Genomic DNA, 15,482 nt, shown 5'->3' with positions numbered 1-15,482 from the left:
CGGCCGCCGTGAGCTTGGCGAGCGCCCCGCCCGCGCGGACGGACCGCTCCCCCTCGCGCCACACCTCGGCGGCCACGGCCAGCACGCCCGCCTGCTCGGCGGTGAGACTGATCTCGGGCAGCTCGTAGTCCTGGGCGGGGATCCGGTACCCGGCCGGCGATCCGGGCGCGAGGGATGCGCCCTGCTCGAGCGGCACCCCGGCGTCCCGCAGTTCGCGCTTGTCGCGCTCGAACATGCGCAGGTAGGCCGACTCGGATTCGCAGTCGTCGTAGCCCTGCACCATCCGCCTGATCTCGTCCGCGGACAGGTAGGCATTGGTGGAGCGCAGGCAGATCACCAGATTGACCAGGCGCTGGGACTTCGAGGTGGACACGTAAAGGAACGCTATCGTCCGAGCGCCGCGATCAGGTCGTCGACACGCGGGTCCTCGTTCGTGAACGGATCGGTCAGGGCGACGGTGGGCAGGGTGCCGTCGGTGACCTTGAGGTGGACCCAGTCGACGGTGTGGTCACGCCCGGCCTCGCGGGCGGCGCGGATGAACCGGCCGCGCAGCGCCGCGCGGGTGGTCTCCGGGGCGACCGTACGGGCGTGCTCGACCTCCGCGTCCGTCACCACGCGGGACACCAGGCCCCGCCGCTCGAGGACGGAATGGAGCCCCCGGCCGGGCCGGATGTCGTGGTAGGTCAGGTCGATCTGGGCGAGCCGCGGGTGGTTCAGGTCGGCGCCCGTCTTGTCCTGTATCTGCCGGATCAGCTGGAGTTTGGCGGCCCAGTCGATGTCGGCGGCGATCGAGGAGTGGTCGCCGGACTCGACGGCGTCCAGCACCCGCTCCCACAGTGCGACGCAGTCGGTCACCACGTCGCGGTCCTGGCGCTCCCATCCCCCGGCGTCGAGGTAGCGGTGGACCGAGGCGAGGAACTCCCGCTGGATCTCCAGTGCGTTCATGGTGGTGCCGTCGGTCATGGTGACGGGCCGGGTGCCGGTGAGGTCGCGGCTGATCTCGCGGATCGCGCGCACGGGATGGGACACGGCCATGGGCCGGAGTTCCACGCCGGCCTCGATCGCTTCCAGGACGAGCCGCGTGGTGGCGACCTTGAGCAGCGTCGTGGTCTCGATCATGTTGGAATCGCCCACGATCACGTGCATCCGGCGGAACCGCGTGGAGTCGGCGTGCGGCTCGTCGCGGGTGTTGATCAGCGGCCGCGACCGGGTGGTGGCCGAGGAGACACCGTCCCACATGTGCTCGGCCCGCTGGGAGAAGCAGAACGTCGGGTCACGGGTCTCGTCCAGCCCGACGCCCGCCGGGGTGCCAGGCAGGATCTTGCCGGCGCCGCAGATCAGTTGGCGGCTCACCAGGAACGGCAGCAGTGTGGTGCCGATGCTGCGCACCTGGGTGGACCGGTCGAGCAGGTAGTTCTCGTGGCACCCGTAGGAGTTGCCGACCGAGTCGGTGTTGTTCTTGAACAGGTAGACCTTGGCATCGATCGCCTGCTCGGCCAGCGACTGCTCGGCCTGCTGCCCGAGTTCGTCGACGATCCGCTCCCCCGCCCGGTCGTGGGCCACGAGTTGCCGCAGCCCGTCGCATTCGGCGGTCGCGTACTCGGGGTGCGAGCCCACATCGAGGTAGAGGCGGGAGCCGTTGTCCAGGAAGACGTTCGAGCTCCGCCAGCGTTCCACGACGGGGCGGAACAGGTAGCGCGCGATCTCGTCGGCGCCGAGCGAGCGGCCACCCTCGCCTCCGACGCTGGTGATCCCGAACTCGGTCTCGATTCCGACGATGCGCCGCTGCATGGGCTCTACTGCCCGCCCTTCTGGACGTAGGACTTCACGAACTCCTCGGCGTTGGTCTCGAGGATGTCGTCGATCTCGTCCAGCAGCGAGTCGGCGGCGGTGGTGTCTGCGGACTTGGCGACCTGGCCGGCATCGTCGTCGCCCTCACCGGGTCCGCCGGCGTTCTTCTGGATCTGGGACATGGTGCTTACTCCTCGGTTAGTGGCGCCTGGCGCCGGGTCGTGCGTGGTCCGCGCGAAGGTCGGGTCTCAGCCGGTGGGTAGGTCGGGTCCGCTCGGACCGTCGGCCGACAGGAAGTCCGGGGTGGCCTCGCAGAACGCCCTGGTGCCGGTGTACGGGTCGGAGAGGTCGATGCGGCGGTCCTGCCCCCGGGTGTCGACGACGACGACGTGGTCCCACCCCGCCGCGTGGACGCGGTCCCCGAGTTCGGCCAGGAAGCGACCTCGGGACCACGCCCGCGTTCTTTCCGGCGGGGTCGTGATCGCGGCCTCGACCTCGGCGTCACTGGTGAGCCTGCGGATGGCCCCCTTGGCCGCTAGACGGTTGTAGAGTCCGCGACCCGGATCGATGTCGTGGTACTGGAAGTCGATCAGCGCCAGCCGCGCGTGGTCCCACGACAGGTCGTCGCGCGCCCGGAAGCCCTCGAGCAGGCGCAGCTTGGCGGGCCAGTCGAGGCGGTCCGCGCACGACATCGGGTTCTCCCCGAGCGCGTCGAGGATCTCGCGCCATTCGGCGAGCACCTCGAGCGACCATGCGGGACGGCCGTGGCCGTCGCCCACCACCTCGGCGACCCTGGCGAGGATCTCCCGCTGGATCTGAAGCGCGGTGAGCTGCCGCCCGTCACCCAGGCGCACGGTCGCGGTGAGCGTGGGGTCGTGGCTGATGATGTGCACCGCCTCGACTGGGTCCTCGGGCAGCAGGTCCGCCAGGTCGACGCCGGCCTCGATTGCGTCCAGGACCAGGCAGGTGGTGCCGATCTTGAGGTAGGTGGGCAGCTCGGCCATGTTGGCGTCGCCGATGATCACGTGCAGCCGACGCCAGGTCTCGTCTGTGGCGTGCGGCTCGTCGCGGGTGTTGATGATCCCGCGGCGCAGCGTGGTCTCTAGCCCGGTGAGCACCTCGATGTAGTCGGCACGCTGCGAGATCTGGAACCCCGCGGCCTGGCCCTCCTGGCCGATCCCCACCCGGCCGGCGCCGGTGTAGATCTGCCGGGACAGCAGATGGGTGGCCAGGCTGAGGGTGAGCGCGTCAAAATCCACGTCGCGCCGGACGAGGTAGTTCTCGTGCGCGCCGTAGGAGGCGCCCTTGCCGTCGACGTTGTTCTTGTAGAGCTTGAGTTCGGCATTGCCCTCCGTGGCCGTGGACTCGACGCCGGCCCGGTGCATGATCACCTCGCCAGCCTTGTCCCAGATCACCGCGTCGCGCGGCGAGTCGACCTCGGGCGCCGAGTACTCGGGGTGGGCGTGGTCGACGTAGAAGCGCGCGCCGTTGGTGAGCACGCGGTTGGTCACGCCGAACTCGCTGGGGTCATAGGCGCGGGCGATGCCGAGGTCGAAGCCGCGGGCATCGCGCAGCGGCGACTCGGACCCGTAGTCCCACCGTGCCTCGTCGGCGCCGCCGACGCCTTCACCGGGGTCGGTGTAGGCCTTGATCACCTGTGTGGACGTGACCACCGAACTCAGCAGTGGCTGACCCACCGCGACGATGCCGAACTCGATCTCGGTCCCGATGATCCGACCGCGCGGCTCCTCGGCACCCTCGTGTCCCATGGCGGACTGGCTTGCCTCGGCCGGCCAGCTGTCGCCACTCACTCGTCCACTCCCCTGTTCGGCACGGTGACCTCCACGACACGCTCACCGCGCACGCCGGTCAGGCGTGCCCACTCCTGCGGGTTGGACGTGTTGGGCAAGTCCGTGTTCTCGGCGAACTCGGCGTCCACGGCGTCCAGGAAATCATCGGTGGTCAGGCCGTTTCCGCTGCCGTGGACGATGTCCTTGATCGCGAGCTTCTTGGCGCGGTCCACGATGTTGCGCAGCATCGCCCCGGAGGTCAGATCGGCCAGGTACAGCGAGGACCGCCGTCCGGAGGCGAACACCAGGTGCACGTAGGTCGTGGCGGGTTCACGGGTGTAGAGGCGCTCGGCGACCCGATCGATCAGCGCCCGCACGTGCTCCTTCGGGCCCGCACCGTTCATGTCCTCCGGATCGAACCGCAGGTCCGTGGTGATGTACTTGCCGAGGATATCGACGGCGGCGTCGCGGTCCGGGCGGTCGATCCGGATCTTCAGGTCGAGTCGCCCCGGGCGCAGGATGGCCGGGTCGATCATGTCCTCGCGGTTGGATGCACCGATCACGATGACGTTGCGCAGGTCCTCCACGCCGTCGATCTCCGCGAGCAGCTGCGGGACGATGGTGGTCTCCATGTCCGAGGAGACCCCCGACCCGCGGGTACGGAAGATCGAGTCCATCTCGTCGAAGAAGACGATCACCGGGTTGCCCTCGGTGGCCTTCTCCCGGGCACGCTCGAAGATCGACCGGATGTGCCGTTCGGTCTCGCCGACGTACTTGTTGAGCAGCTCGGGGCCCTTGATCGACAGGAAGTACGAGTTCGGGTAGTGGCCGTCAGAGACGTCATCGCCGCGGGAGAGCGCCGAGGCGCGTGCGAGCGAATGGGCCACGGCCTTGGCGATGAGGGTCTTGCCGCAGCCGGGCGGGCCGTAGAGCAGCACGCCCTTCGGGGGCGCGAGGTGGAACTCGCGGTACAGGTCGTGGTGGATGAACGGCAGCTCGATCGCGTCGCGGATCTGCTCGATCTGCGGTCCGAGACCGCCGATGTCGGAGTAGTCGACGGTCGGGATCTCCTCGAGCAGCAGCTCGTCGACCTCCGCCTTGGGCACGACCTCGAACGCCACCGCGGCCTTCGGATCCACCAGGACGGCGTCCCCCGGCCGCACCGGGGCGGGGCGGTCGGAAGTCCGTCCGCCCTGGAGGGCCTCGGCCAGATGCACGATGTGCTCGTCGTCATTACCCATCACGACGCGGGCGCGCAGGCCGTCGGCCAGCACGTCGCGGAAGATCGCGGTGACCCCGGTGGTCGGCAGGTCGGACGAGACCTCCAGAACCGTCAGCGCCTCGTTGAGCCGCACCGTCGCGCCGACCGTGACGGTCGAGGAGGTGACTCCGGGGGCGAGTGTGAGGAGCATCCGGCGTCCGGCGGTCATGACCTCGACCGTCGCGTCCTCCGTCGGGCGTGAGAGCACCACGCCGTACGTGTTGGGCGGGTTCCCGAGACGCTCGACCTCACCCTTGAGGACCTCCAGCTGGTCGCGGGAGTCCTTGAGGAGTTCGGCGAGCCGAACGTTGCGCGCACCCAGGGCGTCGATCTTGATCGCCTTCTCGCGGTCCGAGCGGGCCCCCTCGTCGACCGCCTTGCGTAGCCGCGAGAGCTCCGCCCGGTCGACCGTGACCCGATCATCACCCTGTCCGGCCGGGGAACGTCCCTCGGTCACGCGATCACCTGCCCTCCTGGTCGTCGACGAGCAGACCCGGTGATGCCGGCTCGTCGTCGTCCCCTCCACCTTATCGCCGAGGTGGAACGGGGCGCGGCGGCTGGGCCCCTACCAACCCTCCCCCGATTCGGACGGACCTGACCTGTTCGGATGTGACCGGAGGGCGCCCTGCGTCGGTCAGCCCTTGCCGGACCGGCGCTTCGGCTTGAGGGTGGTGACCCCCTCGGCGAGGCGGCGGGCTGTGACCAGGAACGCGGTGTGGCCCTGCATCCGGTGCTCCGGGCGCACCGCCAGTCCCACCACGTGCCACCCACGGTTCATCGACTCCCAGGCCCGCGGCTCCGTCCAGCACTGTTGACGGCGCAGCGCCTCCACCACGTCGGACAGCTGGGTCGTGGTGGCCACGTACACCACCAGGACACCGCCGGGGACCATCACGTCCTTCACCGTCGGCAGGCACTCCCAGGGCGCCAACATGTCCAGGATCACCCGGTCCACCTGGCCGCCCAGCGCATCGATAGAGGCCTCCGCCAGGTCCGCCACCCGTAGATCCCAGTTCTCGGGCAGGTCCCCGTAGAACGTGCGGACATTGCGCTCGGCGTGCTCGGCGTGGTCCTCGCGGATCTCATACGAGAAGACCTGCCCCTCCGGGCCGACCGCGCGCAGCAGCGAACAGGTCAGCGCGCCCGAGCCCGCCCCGGCCTCGAGAACCCTGGCACCCGGGAAGATGTCGCCCTCGTGGACGATCTGTGCGGCGTCCTTGGGGTAGATGACCTGGGCACCGCGCGGCATCGACAGGACATAGTCGGTGAGCAGCGGGCGCAGGGCCAGGTAGTTGGCGTCCTTGGTCGAGGTGATGATCGAGCCCTCGGGCGCCCCGATGAGATCGTCATGGCGCACCGCACCGTGGTGGGTGAAGAACTCGGCGCCTGCGACCAGGACGACGGTGTACTTGCGTCCCTTGGCGTCGGTGAGCTGGACACGGTCGCCTACGTCGAACGGGCCGGAACGCTGCACGGTGGACCTCCAGGGTGCATCTCGGGGGCCGGATGTCCGACCGGTTGTCTACCCTGCCAGGTGTGATGGATCCCCTCGAAATCGATGCGACCCCGCCTGCTCCCAAGCCACTGGCCCTGTCGGCGTCACGGGCGGCGGATTTTCGCCAGTGTCCGCTGCTCTACCGGCTCAAGACGGTCGACCGGATCCCCGAGCCCAAAACGCGTGCGCAGGTGCTGGGAACCGTGGTCCACGCCGTCCTGGAGGAGCTGTACGGGCTGGAACAATCCGAGCGCGCACCCGAGCGCGCCGCCGAACTGGTTCCCACGGCGGTTGACCGGTTCTACGAGCTGGAGTCCGGTGCGGAGGTCGTACCGTCAGAGCAGCGGCCCGAGTTCCAGGCCGAGGTCGCCGCGCTCGTCTCCGCTCTCTACGGCGTCGAGGATCCGCAGCGCTTCACCCCCGAGTCCTGTGAGCGGTACATCATCACCGCCACCGACGCCGGAACCCCCTTGAACGGCTACCTCGACCGCGTGGATGTGGCGCCGACCGGCGAGGTCCGGGTGGTGGACTACAAGACGGGCAAACCGCCGCACCCGCGGTTCCAGGACAAGGCGATGTTCCAGATGCGCTTCTACGCCCTCATGTACCAGCGCACCCACGGCGTCATTCCGGCACAGCTCAAGTTGATCTACCTCAAGAACGGCAGTTGGCTCACCCTGACGCCTGATCTCGCGATGATGTCGAGCACAGAGAGGGAACTTGACGTGCTGTGGTCGGAGATCGTCGAGGCCGGTGAGTCCGGTGACTTCCGCCCCAAGACGTCCCGCTTGTGCGACTGGTGCAATCATCAGGCATTGTGCCCGGCATTCGGTGGCACCCCTCCCGAGTACCCCGGATGGCCCGGAGTGCGCGTGGTTCCCACCGGTACACCCTGACCCTCCGCCGGGCCGGTTACAGTCGAGGAGTACACGATGACACAGGCCTACTTCGAGCCGTTGGGGCAGGACGAAGGCTGGGAGCGGTTCCGCGCAACCGAGCACACGGTCAGCGCATGGGGCCCGGAGCTGCAGCACGGGGCTCCCCCGTCCGCGCTGCTCACCCGCGCGATGGAACGGGTGGAGGGTGCCGAGGGCACGCGCATCTCCCGTATCGCGATGGATATCCTCGGGCCGGTGCCCCTCGGTGAACTGCGGACTCGGGCCCGGGTCGTCCGCCCTGGAAAACGGATCGAACTCGTCGAGTCCGAGCTCGAGGCCGGCGGCCGGAACGTGGCCCGGTCGAGCGCGTGGCGGCTGCGCACGAGTGATACCGAGACGGTGGAGCAGACCGTTGAACCCCGTCGGGAGCTTCCCGATAAGGACATGGACAGTTCATTCTTCACACAGTGGACCAGCGGATACATCGACTCGCTTCAGATCCGCGGCGCCGCGGACGGCACGGTGTGGGCGCGGCCCCGGTACCCGCTGGTCGCCGGGGAGACCGTGACCCCGGTCGTTCAGGTGATGTGCATCGCCGATATCGCCAACGGTGTCGGCGCCGTCCTCGATCCGGCCCGATGGCGCTTCCTCAACACCGACCTGGTCACACACCTGCACCGTCTGCCGCGGGGCGAGTGGATCGGCGTCAGGGCGAACGCCTCGATCGGACCCGACGGTGTAGGAACGACCTCCGGGACACTATTCGACGAGTCCGGTGAGATCGGCAATACGCTCCAGTCGCTGCTTATAGAAGCGGTGTAGCGACTGGAGCCACCGCACCTCCCGGCGGTGACTATCGACGGGAGGTGCGGTGGCCGAGGTGTAGCAAACCAGCAGATGGGCGGCGGGCCGCAGCCTGCTCTTGGAGTGAGGTCAGCCCATCCGGCAGGACCGGATGTCGGTCGCGATGATCGACTTGGCTCCGGCCGCAGCGAGCTCGTCCATGATCGAGTTGACCTGCTTACGCGGCACCATCGATCGCACCGCGATCCACGCCGGATCCGCCATCGGTGAGACGGTCGGTGACTCCAGACCCGGGGTGATCTTGGAGACGCTGTCGAGCAGTTCCCGAGGGCAGTTGTAGTCGAGCATCATGTACTGCTGGGCGAAGACCACGCCCTGAAGTCGTGCGCGCATCTGGGCCATGGCCGGGGTGACGTCGGCATCCACCCGGGAGATGAGAACACCCGATGAGTCGCACAGGACGTCGCCAAAGGCCTCAAGGTCGTGGACCTTGAGCGTCCGCCCGGACCCCACCACGTCGGCGATGCAATCTGCGACGCCGAGCTGGATGGAAATCTCCACGGCGCCGTCCAGGCGAATGACTTCGGCCTCGATGCCGCGGGCTGCGATGTCACGCCGGACGATGTTGGGGTACGACGTGGCGATCCGCGCACCCGCCAGACGCTCGGAGGACCAGCCGTCGCCGGCGGGGCCCGCATAGCGGAAAGTTGAACGGCCGAAACCGAGCTCCAGCAGTTCGTCGACCTCGGCCATCGAATCCGCGGCCAGGTCGCGGCCGGTGATCCCGAGATCGAGTCGGCCCGAGCCGACATAGACCGCGATGTCCTTCGGCCGGAGGAAGTAGAACTCGACATCGTTCGCACGGTCGATCAGCGACAGATCTTTGCTGCCTTCGGGCCGACGGCGGTAGCCGGCCTCATCGAGCATTTCGGAGGCGGACTCGGACAGGGCGCCCTTGTTGGGCACTGCTACGCGCAGCATGGTGGCTCCAGAAAGTGAGTGAGTGAGGGTTGTGGCGGACGCGACGGTCTAGAGATGTCGGTAGACGTCGTCGAGGCCCAGACCCCGCTTGAGCATAATGACCTGCGTCCAGTACAGGAGCTGGGAGATTTCCTCCGCCAGTTCCGCATCCGACTGGTATTCGGCCGCGATCCAGACCTCACCAGCCTCTTCGATGACCTTCTTGCCCAGATGATGGACGCCCTTGTCGTATGCGGTGACGGTCCCGGAGCCCTCAGGGCGCGCGGCAATCCGCTCGGACAGTTCGGCGAACAGCGAGTCGAAGGTCTTCACACGCCCGATTCTCCCACAGCGGCGGTGACGGGTGTGCCCGAGGTGAGTGTGTGCAATTCCGCGATGCCGACCCCGGCCAGGGTTGAGTGTGTGTGCGCGCCGGCGACGTCGGGCTGGCCGTCGGTGGAGGGGATGTAGAGCACCCGACATCCAGCGGTCACCGCGGCCGTGGCGCCGGTGACCGAATCCTCCACAGCCACTGTGTTCCCGGGCTCGAGTCCCAGACGTACACAGGCCAGGAGATAGGGGTCCGGGGCAGGTTTTCCATTGGGGACCATGCATCCGGTCACCACGACCTCGAACCGGGATCGGTCGATGAACTCCAGTGGTACCTGGGCCACGTCGGCGGTGGTGTTGGTGACCAGTGCGACGCGTGTCCCGGTGTCGGCGATCTCGGTGAGGAGTTCCTGCGCCCCTGGGCGCCACTGCATGTCGGTACGCATCAGCTCGGTCACGCGAGTGTTGAGTTGGTGGGCCAGACGGTCGAACTCCTCGCCCTCGATGCGATGACCGGTGTACTCGCCGAGGATCTCGAAGAACCCCTGGAGAGAGTTGCCGAGGGTGCGTTCACGGGTGGCCTCGTCCAGCGGTCGCCCCATGTGCTCAGCGAGTTCGTAGACGGCGATGTCCCACAGACGTTCGGTGTCGACAAGGGTGCCGTCCATATCGAGACAAATGGCGGCAGGGGCTTGATCAATGGCGATGCTGGTCACGGCCTACTGTCTACCCGAATGCCCGCGCGCCGGCAGATCTGAGCGCCCGCGGGGGCACACCCACCGAACGCAGCCGGGTTGTTCCGACGGACATCAGGTACCGCGCCGCTTCGCGGGACAGTTCAATGCCACGTTGAGGCGGCTGTCGGCTGCGGCGCGCTAGCAGGCCTGCGGGGCGACGATGAAGTGCTCGGTGTGGGTGTGTGATCCGAAAGGCGCCACGGATCCCGGTGCGAAGGTGGGCAGAAGCGATTTGCTCGCCGAGACCGTCACCGCGATGTGTCCGCGCCCGGTGATCGTCGCCTGGGTCCCCACCTCGGGGCCTGTCGACTGGACCGTCTCCGAGCCACGCGCATCGGTGTCGATGTTGTGCCAGGAGATCGTCGCTGAATTGAACGGGAACATCATGGACCAGAAGTCGAACGATCCGACCGGCTGGTCCAGGTCTCTCGCGCCCGCGGCGACCGCCTGGTGGAACCGGCCGTCATCGCCCAGTTTGCAGCTCGGGAACACGTTGTACCGGATGGTGTGTTCGCCCCCCGTGGGGTACGGCAGGCGTACATCCCAGGCCGGGTGCTCGTGCCATACCTGCGCGGAAGCAACCGGGGCGGTTGTCACCGCCACTCCCCCGGCGAGCATCACGGCCGCGCACGTGGCTGCGGCAGATCGACGGATAGCACTCATGGCGTACTCCTCGCTTCAAGCAATGGCTCTGCCGGTTATATCGGCACGGTTGGGCTGAACGTTAGCCGTGCGTGGGCAGGTGAGCGTCCGCGGACCAGCCGGGAGTTCACGACGGAGATCAGTGAGAAATACGGCGAGGTCCGGACCCGATCGATCGGGTCCGGACCTCACAGTGGGCATTGATCAGGTGTTGAAGTACTTCGCTTCGGGGTGGTAGAGCACGAAGGCGTCAGTGGACTGTTCCGGGTGGAGTTGGAGTTCCTCGGACAACTCGACTCCAATCCGCTCGGGCTCGAGGAGGTCGATGACGACCTTGCGGGATTCCAGGTCGGGGCATGCGCCGTAGCCGAAGCTGTAGCGCGCGCCGCGGTACTTGAGGTTGAAGTATTCCTCGATCGCGTCCGGGTCCTCGGCGGAGACGGCGCCGTCGGGCAGCCTGAGTTCGTCGCGGACCCGGCGGTGCCAGAACTCGGCGAGTGCCTCGGTCAACTGCACCGACAGGCCGTGCACCTCGAGGTAGTCGCGGTAGTTGTCGGCAGCGAACAACTCGTTGGCGAAATCCGCGATCGGCGTGCCCATGGTGACCAACTGGAAGGGCAGGACGTCCACCACGCCTTCGGCTTCGCAGCGCTCACGCGAGGCGATGAAGTCCGGGATGGAAAGGAATCGCGGCCGCTGCTGGCGGGGGAAGGCGATCTTGTGGAGCACTTCGGCATCGGGCCGCGGTTCGGCCAGCACCCAGATCTCGTCGCCGACCGAGTAGGCCGGGAAGTAGCCGTACACGACAGCCGCGTGCGACAGGATGCCCTCGGTGGTGAGCTTGCTGATCCACTCCCGCAGCCGCGGACGACCCTCGGTGGCGACCAACTCGTCGTAGTCGGGCCCGTCGCCGCCACGGGTGCCACGCAGGCCCCACTGCCCGAAGAACAGGGCGCGCTCATCCAGATGGCCGGCGTAGTCGGCGACCGGGATGCCCTTGGCGATCCGGGTCCCCCAGAACGGCGGGGTCGCGATCGGCTGGTCCGCGGCGACATCCGAGCGCTCGGGAATGACCACGGGCTCGGCCTCAGCGGCCCGCTTGGCGGCGATCCGCTCCGACCGGGCACGACGCTCCCGCCGTTCGGCGGCCTTGGCCGCCGACTCCGAGGACTCCGACATCGGCACGCCGGTGCGCTTGGAGGTCATGACCTCGTCCATCAGTCGTAGGCCCTCGAACGCATCCCGCGCGTAGAACACATCGCCCTGGTACATGTCGGCCAGGTCGACCTCCACGTAGGCGCGGGTCAGTGCGGCGCCACCGAGCAGCACCGGGAACTCGCCTGAGATGCCCTCGGTGTTGAGCTCGGCGAGGTTGTCGCGCATGACCACCGTCGATTTGACGAGCAGTCCGGACATGCCGATCACGTCGGCTTTGTGCTCGCGGGCGGCGGAGATGATGTCGGCGATCGGCTGCTTGATGCCGATATTGACCACGTCATAGCCGTTGTTGGACAAGATGATGTCGACCAGGTTCTTGCCGATGTCGTGGACATCGCCCTTGACGGTGGCCAACACGATCCGGCCCTTGCCGTCCTCGTCACTGGCCTCCATGTGGGGCTCCAGATGGGCGACGGCGGCCTTCATCGTCTCCGCCGACTGCAGCACGAACGGAAGCTGCATCTGCCCGGAGCCGAACAGCTCGCCGACGGTCTTCATGCCGTTCAGCAGGTGCTCGTTGATGATCTGCAGCGGCGGGATCTGCTCCATCGCCGCGTCAAGGTCCTCCTCCAGGCCCTTGCGTTCGCCGTCGACGATCCGCGCGGCCAGCCGCTCCATCAGGGGCATCGCGGCGAGCTCGGCGGCGCGGGCGTCCTTGGCACTGGCGGCCGAGACGCCCTCGAACAGCTCCATGAACACTTGCAGCGGGTCGTAGCCCTCCCGACGACGGTCATAGACTAGGTCCAGTGCGACCTCACGCTGACGCTCGTCGATCTTGCTCATCGGCAGGATCTTGGAACTGTGCGCGATCGCCGAATCCAGGCCGGCCTGAATGCACTCGTGCAGGAACACCGAGTTGAGCACCTGGCGAGCCGCCGGGTTGAGGCCGAACGAGATGTTCGACAAGCCCAACGTGGTGTGGATCCGTGGATGCTTGGCGGTCAGCCGACGGATGGCCTCGATCGTCTCGATACCGTCCCGGCGCACCTCCTCCTGACCGGTGGAGATCGGGAAGGTGAGGCAGTCGATGATGATGTCGTCCTCGGCCACCCCCCAATTGCCGGTCAGGTCGGCGATCAACCGCTCGGCGATCTCGACCTTGCGCTCCGCGGTGCGGGCCTGGCCCTCCTCGTCGATCGTCAAACCGACCACGGTGGGACCGTGCTGGGCGACCAGACGCATGATCTTCTGGAACCGTGAATCCGGGCCGGCCCCGTCCTCGTAGTTGACCGAGTTGACCGCACAGCGCCCACCCAGGCGCTCCAGACCGGCCTTGATGACCTCCGGCTCGGTGGAGTCGAGCATGATCGGCAGCGTCGAGGCGGTGGCGAAACGGCCCGCGAGCTCGGCCATGTCGCCGGCACCGTCACGGCCGACATAGTCGACACACAGGTCGACCATCTGGGCGCCGTCGCGCATCTGCTCCTTGGCGATGTCCATGCACTGCTCCCAGTCGGAGGCCAGCATGGCCTCCCGGAATCGCTTTGACCCGTTGGCGTTGGTGCGCTCACCGATCATGATGATCCCGGCATCGGCACGCAGCGGCGTCGAGGTGTACAGCGAGGACACCGCGTTGACCGGCTCGATGGTGCGCTCGGCCTTCGTCCTGGACAGCACCTGCTCCTTGAGGCGGGTGATGTGCTCAGGCGTGGTGCCGCAGCAGCCACCAACCATCGACAGCCCGAACTCGGAGACGAAATCGGCGACCTGCGGGGCGAATTCCTCAGCCCCCAGCGGGTAGACGGCCCCGTTCGCGCCGAGCTCGGGCAGACCGGCATTCGGCATCACCGACACCGGGATCCCGGCGTGCTGCGACAGGTAGCGCAGATGCTCGACCATCTCCGCCGGCCCGGTCGCACAGTTCAGACCGATCATGTCGATGCCGAGCGGCTCCAGCGCCGTCAGTGCCGCACCGATGTCCGAGCCCAGCAGCATCGTGCCGGTGGTCTCGATCGTCACATGAGAAATGATCGGCAGCCGCCGCCCCGCCGCGGCCATGCCGTCCTTGCAGCCCAGGACGGCCGCCTTGACCTGGAGCAGGTCCTGACTGGTCTCGATCAGAAAGGCATCAGCGCCACCGCGGGCCAACCCCTCGGCCGCCTGCGCGTAGGCGGCACGGATCTCCGCCAACGTGGTCTGACCGAGCGAGGGCAGCTTGGTCCCCGGCCCGAGCGAGCCCAGGACCATCCGCGGGGTGCCATCTTCTGACGGACCCATCTCGTCGGCGACCTTCCGGGCGATCGCCGCGCCCTTCTCGGCGAGCTCACCGATCCGGTCGACGATGTCGTAGTCGCCCAGATTGGACAGGTTGCAGCCGAAGGTGTTGGTCTCCACGAGGTCGGCGCCGGCCTCGAAGAAGGCACGGTGAATATCCTCCACCACGTCGGGTCGGGTGTCGTTGAGGATCTCGTTACAGCCCTCCAGGCCCTGGAAGTCGCCGTCGACGGTGAGGTCGACAGCCTGCAACATCGTGCCCATCGCACCGTCGCCGATCAACACGCGCCGACGCGCGGCATCCAACAAGGGCGAATCGAAATCGACAGACATGGACCCCAGTGTATGGGTGAGCAGAAATGCGACGGACGTAGGCTGTACTGATGACTGTCGAATGGAGTCCTGACGGGAATCTTGATCTGGAGAACCCGGTCATGATCGTGGCGTTCGAGGGCTGGAACGACGCAGCGGACGTGGCGACCGGGACGATCGAGCATCTCGCGCTCAACATGGAGGCCCGGCAGATCGCGGAGATCGGCGGCGACGAATTCTTCGACTACCTGGATCAGCGGCCGGTCATCCGCCAGTCGAACGGGGTGTCCCGGTCGATCGAATGGCCTCGCATCGTCGTCTCGGCCTGCCGTCCGGACGGCGTGGCCAACGACGTGCTGCTGGTGCAGGGCCCGGAGCCAGCCCTGAGATGGCGCACCTTCGCCTCGGAGTTCGTGGATCTCGTCGACACCCTCGGCGCATCCCAGGTCGTTCTGCTGGGCGCCTACCTCGCCGATGTCCCCCACACGCGGCCGGTGCCGCTGTCCGGGTCCGCGTTCAGTCGGCAGCGCATGTCGACCATGGGTGTCGAGGCCACCGAGTACGAGGGCCCCACCGGGATGACGGGGGTCCTGCAGCAACTGCTCACCGAGGCCGGGGTCCCGACCCTGAGTTTGTGGGCGGGTGTCCCCCACTACGTGGCCTCCCCGCCCAATCCGCGCGGCACCGAAGCGATGCTGTCCTGGCTCGCGGAAAACCTGGGTATGGCCGTGGGCATGGATGCGCTACGCGTGCAGTCCCGGACGTGGGTCGAGAAGGTCGACGCCGCCGCCGGCGAGGACGAGGATCTGCGTGACTACATCCGTTCCCTCGAGGACCGGATGGACGAGGAGAACGAGATCGAGCACGGGGACGATCCGGAGCCGGATCGTGGCCGGGCCTCGAGCGGAGAAGCCATGCCGCTTGTCGACGGCGACGCGATCGCCGCCGAGTTCGAGCGCTTCCTGCGAGGCGACCGGGACGATCCGAGCTCGGGTTAGTCAGGCAATCGGGCCCGGCGTGCTCTCACGCTTTATGCCGGGAGAATTCAGT

At 67.6% G+C, this 15,482-nt stretch carries 13 protein-coding genes and 1 pseudogene; 3 read left to right on the top strand and 11 right to left on the bottom strand.

Annotated elements, in window-relative coordinates:
* The 6 genes and pseudogenes from G6016_RS08820 to G6016_RS08795 all read right to left on the bottom strand — a co-directional run.
* A pseudogene (locus G6016_RS08820) lies at window positions 1-373 on the bottom strand (helix-turn-helix transcriptional regulator); the annotation flags it as partial.
* Between the two features lie 11 nt (window positions 374-384).
* Window positions 385-1,791 carry a Pup--protein ligase gene (gene pafA, locus G6016_RS08815; protein WP_182632284.1) on the bottom strand — a complete coding sequence of 469 codons (1,407 nt, stop codon included), beginning with the start codon at window positions 1,789-1,791 and terminating at the stop codon, window positions 385-387.
* 5 nt (window positions 1,792-1,796) lie between these two features.
* Window positions 1,797-1,973 (bottom strand): ubiquitin-like protein Pup, encoded by a 177-nt coding sequence (locus G6016_RS08810; RefSeq protein WP_182632283.1) that lies wholly within the window; start codon window positions 1,971-1,973, stop codon window positions 1,797-1,799.
* Between the two features lie 66 nt (window positions 1,974-2,039).
* Window positions 2,040-3,560, bottom strand: coding sequence for a depupylase/deamidase Dop (gene dop, locus G6016_RS08805; RefSeq protein WP_182632289.1), 1,521 nt, complete (start codon window positions 3,558-3,560; stop codon window positions 2,040-2,042).
* 38 nt (window positions 3,561-3,598) lie between these two features.
* The gene (gene arc, locus G6016_RS08800; protein WP_182632282.1) at window positions 3,599-5,299 is read right to left on the bottom strand and encodes a proteasome ATPase; all 1,701 of its coding nucleotides are present in this window, start codon (window positions 5,297-5,299) and stop codon (window positions 3,599-3,601) included.
* Window positions 5,300-5,476: 177 nt separating this feature from the next.
* On the bottom strand, window positions 5,477-6,316 hold the full coding sequence (locus G6016_RS08795; RefSeq protein ID WP_182632281.1) for a class I SAM-dependent methyltransferase: 840 nt from the start codon (window positions 6,314-6,316) through the stop codon (window positions 5,477-5,479).
* A gap of 65 nt (window positions 6,317-6,381) precedes the next feature.
* On the opposite strand from G6016_RS08795, the gene G6016_RS08790 reads away from it, so the two are divergent.
* Together G6016_RS08790 and G6016_RS08785 are read left to right on the top strand one after the other, a co-directional pair.
* A complete protein-coding gene (locus G6016_RS08790; RefSeq protein ID WP_241729977.1) occupies window positions 6,382-7,233 on the top strand; it encodes a RecB family exonuclease in 852 nt (283 codons plus the stop codon).
* Window positions 7,234-7,269: 36 nt separating this feature from the next.
* Entirely contained in the window at window positions 7,270-8,037 is a 768-nt protein-coding gene (locus G6016_RS08785) for a thioesterase family protein (RefSeq protein WP_182632279.1), read from the top strand.
* A gap of 111 nt (window positions 8,038-8,148) precedes the next feature.
* Here G6016_RS08785 and hisG read toward each other — a convergent pair whose 3' ends face one another.
* From hisG to metH, 5 genes are all read right to left on the bottom strand, one after another.
* The gene (hisG, locus tag G6016_RS08780) at window positions 8,149-9,000 is read right to left on the bottom strand and encodes an ATP phosphoribosyltransferase (RefSeq protein ID WP_182632278.1); all 852 of its coding nucleotides are present in this window, start codon (window positions 8,998-9,000) and stop codon (window positions 8,149-8,151) included.
* Window positions 9,001-9,048: 48 nt separating this feature from the next.
* Window positions 9,049-9,312, bottom strand: coding sequence for a phosphoribosyl-ATP diphosphatase (locus tag G6016_RS08775; protein ID WP_182632277.1), 264 nt, complete (start codon window positions 9,310-9,312; stop codon window positions 9,049-9,051).
* Window positions 9,309-10,025, bottom strand: coding sequence for an HAD-IA family hydrolase (locus tag G6016_RS08770; protein WP_182632276.1), 717 nt, complete (start codon window positions 10,023-10,025; stop codon window positions 9,309-9,311). The genes G6016_RS08775 and G6016_RS08770 overlap by 4 nt, the downstream gene beginning before the upstream one ends.
* 159 nt (window positions 10,026-10,184) lie before the next feature.
* Window positions 10,185-10,709: a hypothetical protein gene (locus tag G6016_RS08765; protein WP_182632275.1), complete on the bottom strand. Its 525-nt coding sequence runs from the start codon at window positions 10,707-10,709 to the stop codon at window positions 10,185-10,187.
* Between the two features lie 183 nt (window positions 10,710-10,892).
* On the bottom strand, window positions 10,893-14,453 hold the full coding sequence (gene metH, locus G6016_RS08760) for a methionine synthase (RefSeq protein WP_182632274.1): 3,561 nt from the start codon (window positions 14,451-14,453) through the stop codon (window positions 10,893-10,895).
* A 50-nt stretch (window positions 14,454-14,503) separates the two neighbouring features.
* Here metH and G6016_RS08755 point away from each other — a divergent pair, with 50 nt between their 5' ends.
* Window positions 14,504-15,430 carry a PAC2 family protein gene (locus G6016_RS08755; RefSeq protein WP_182632273.1) on the top strand — a complete coding sequence of 309 codons (927 nt, stop codon included), beginning with the start codon at window positions 14,504-14,506 and terminating at the stop codon, window positions 15,428-15,430.
* The last annotated feature ends 52 nt before the right edge of the window (window positions 15,431-15,482 follow it).

The organism is Dietzia aerolata (assembly GCF_014144865.1).
GTDB classification, from domain to species: domain Bacteria; phylum Actinomycetota; class Actinomycetes; order Mycobacteriales; family Mycobacteriaceae; genus Dietzia; species Dietzia aerolata.
The sequence above is the reverse complement of the archived record's forward strand: the minus strand, read 5'-3'. Positions and strand labels throughout refer to the sequence as shown.

Bases quoted from the DNA above. Each gene is read 5' to 3' on its own strand.
- pafA (WP_182632284.1), bottom strand. From the start codon at position 1,791: ATGCAGCGGCGCATCGTCGGAATCGAGACCGAGTTCGGGATCACCAGC.
- G6016_RS08810 (WP_182632283.1), bottom strand. From the start codon at position 1,973: ATGTCCCAGATCCAGAAGAACGCCGGCGGACCCGGTGAGGGCGACGAC.
- dop (WP_182632289.1), bottom strand. From the start codon at position 3,560: ATGGGACACGAGGGTGCCGAGGAGCCGCGCGGTCGGATCATCGGGACC.
- G6016_RS08790 (WP_241729977.1), top strand. From the start codon at position 6,382: ATGGATCCCCTCGAAATCGATGCGACCCCGCCTGCTCCCAAGCCACTG.
- G6016_RS08785 (WP_182632279.1), top strand. From the start codon at position 7,270: ATGACACAGGCCTACTTCGAGCCGTTGGGGCAGGACGAAGGCTGGGAG.
- hisG (WP_182632278.1), bottom strand. From the start codon at position 9,000: ATGCTGCGCGTAGCAGTGCCCAACAAGGGCGCCCTGTCCGAGTCCGCC.
- G6016_RS08765 (WP_182632275.1), bottom strand. From the start codon at position 10,709: ATGAGTGCTATCCGTCGATCTGCCGCAGCCACGTGCGCGGCCGTGATG.
- metH (WP_182632274.1), bottom strand. From the start codon at position 14,453: ATGTCTGTCGATTTCGATTCGCCCTTGTTGGATGCCGCGCGTCGGCGC.
- G6016_RS08755 (WP_182632273.1), top strand. From the start codon at position 14,504: ATGACTGTCGAATGGAGTCCTGACGGGAATCTTGATCTGGAGAACCCG.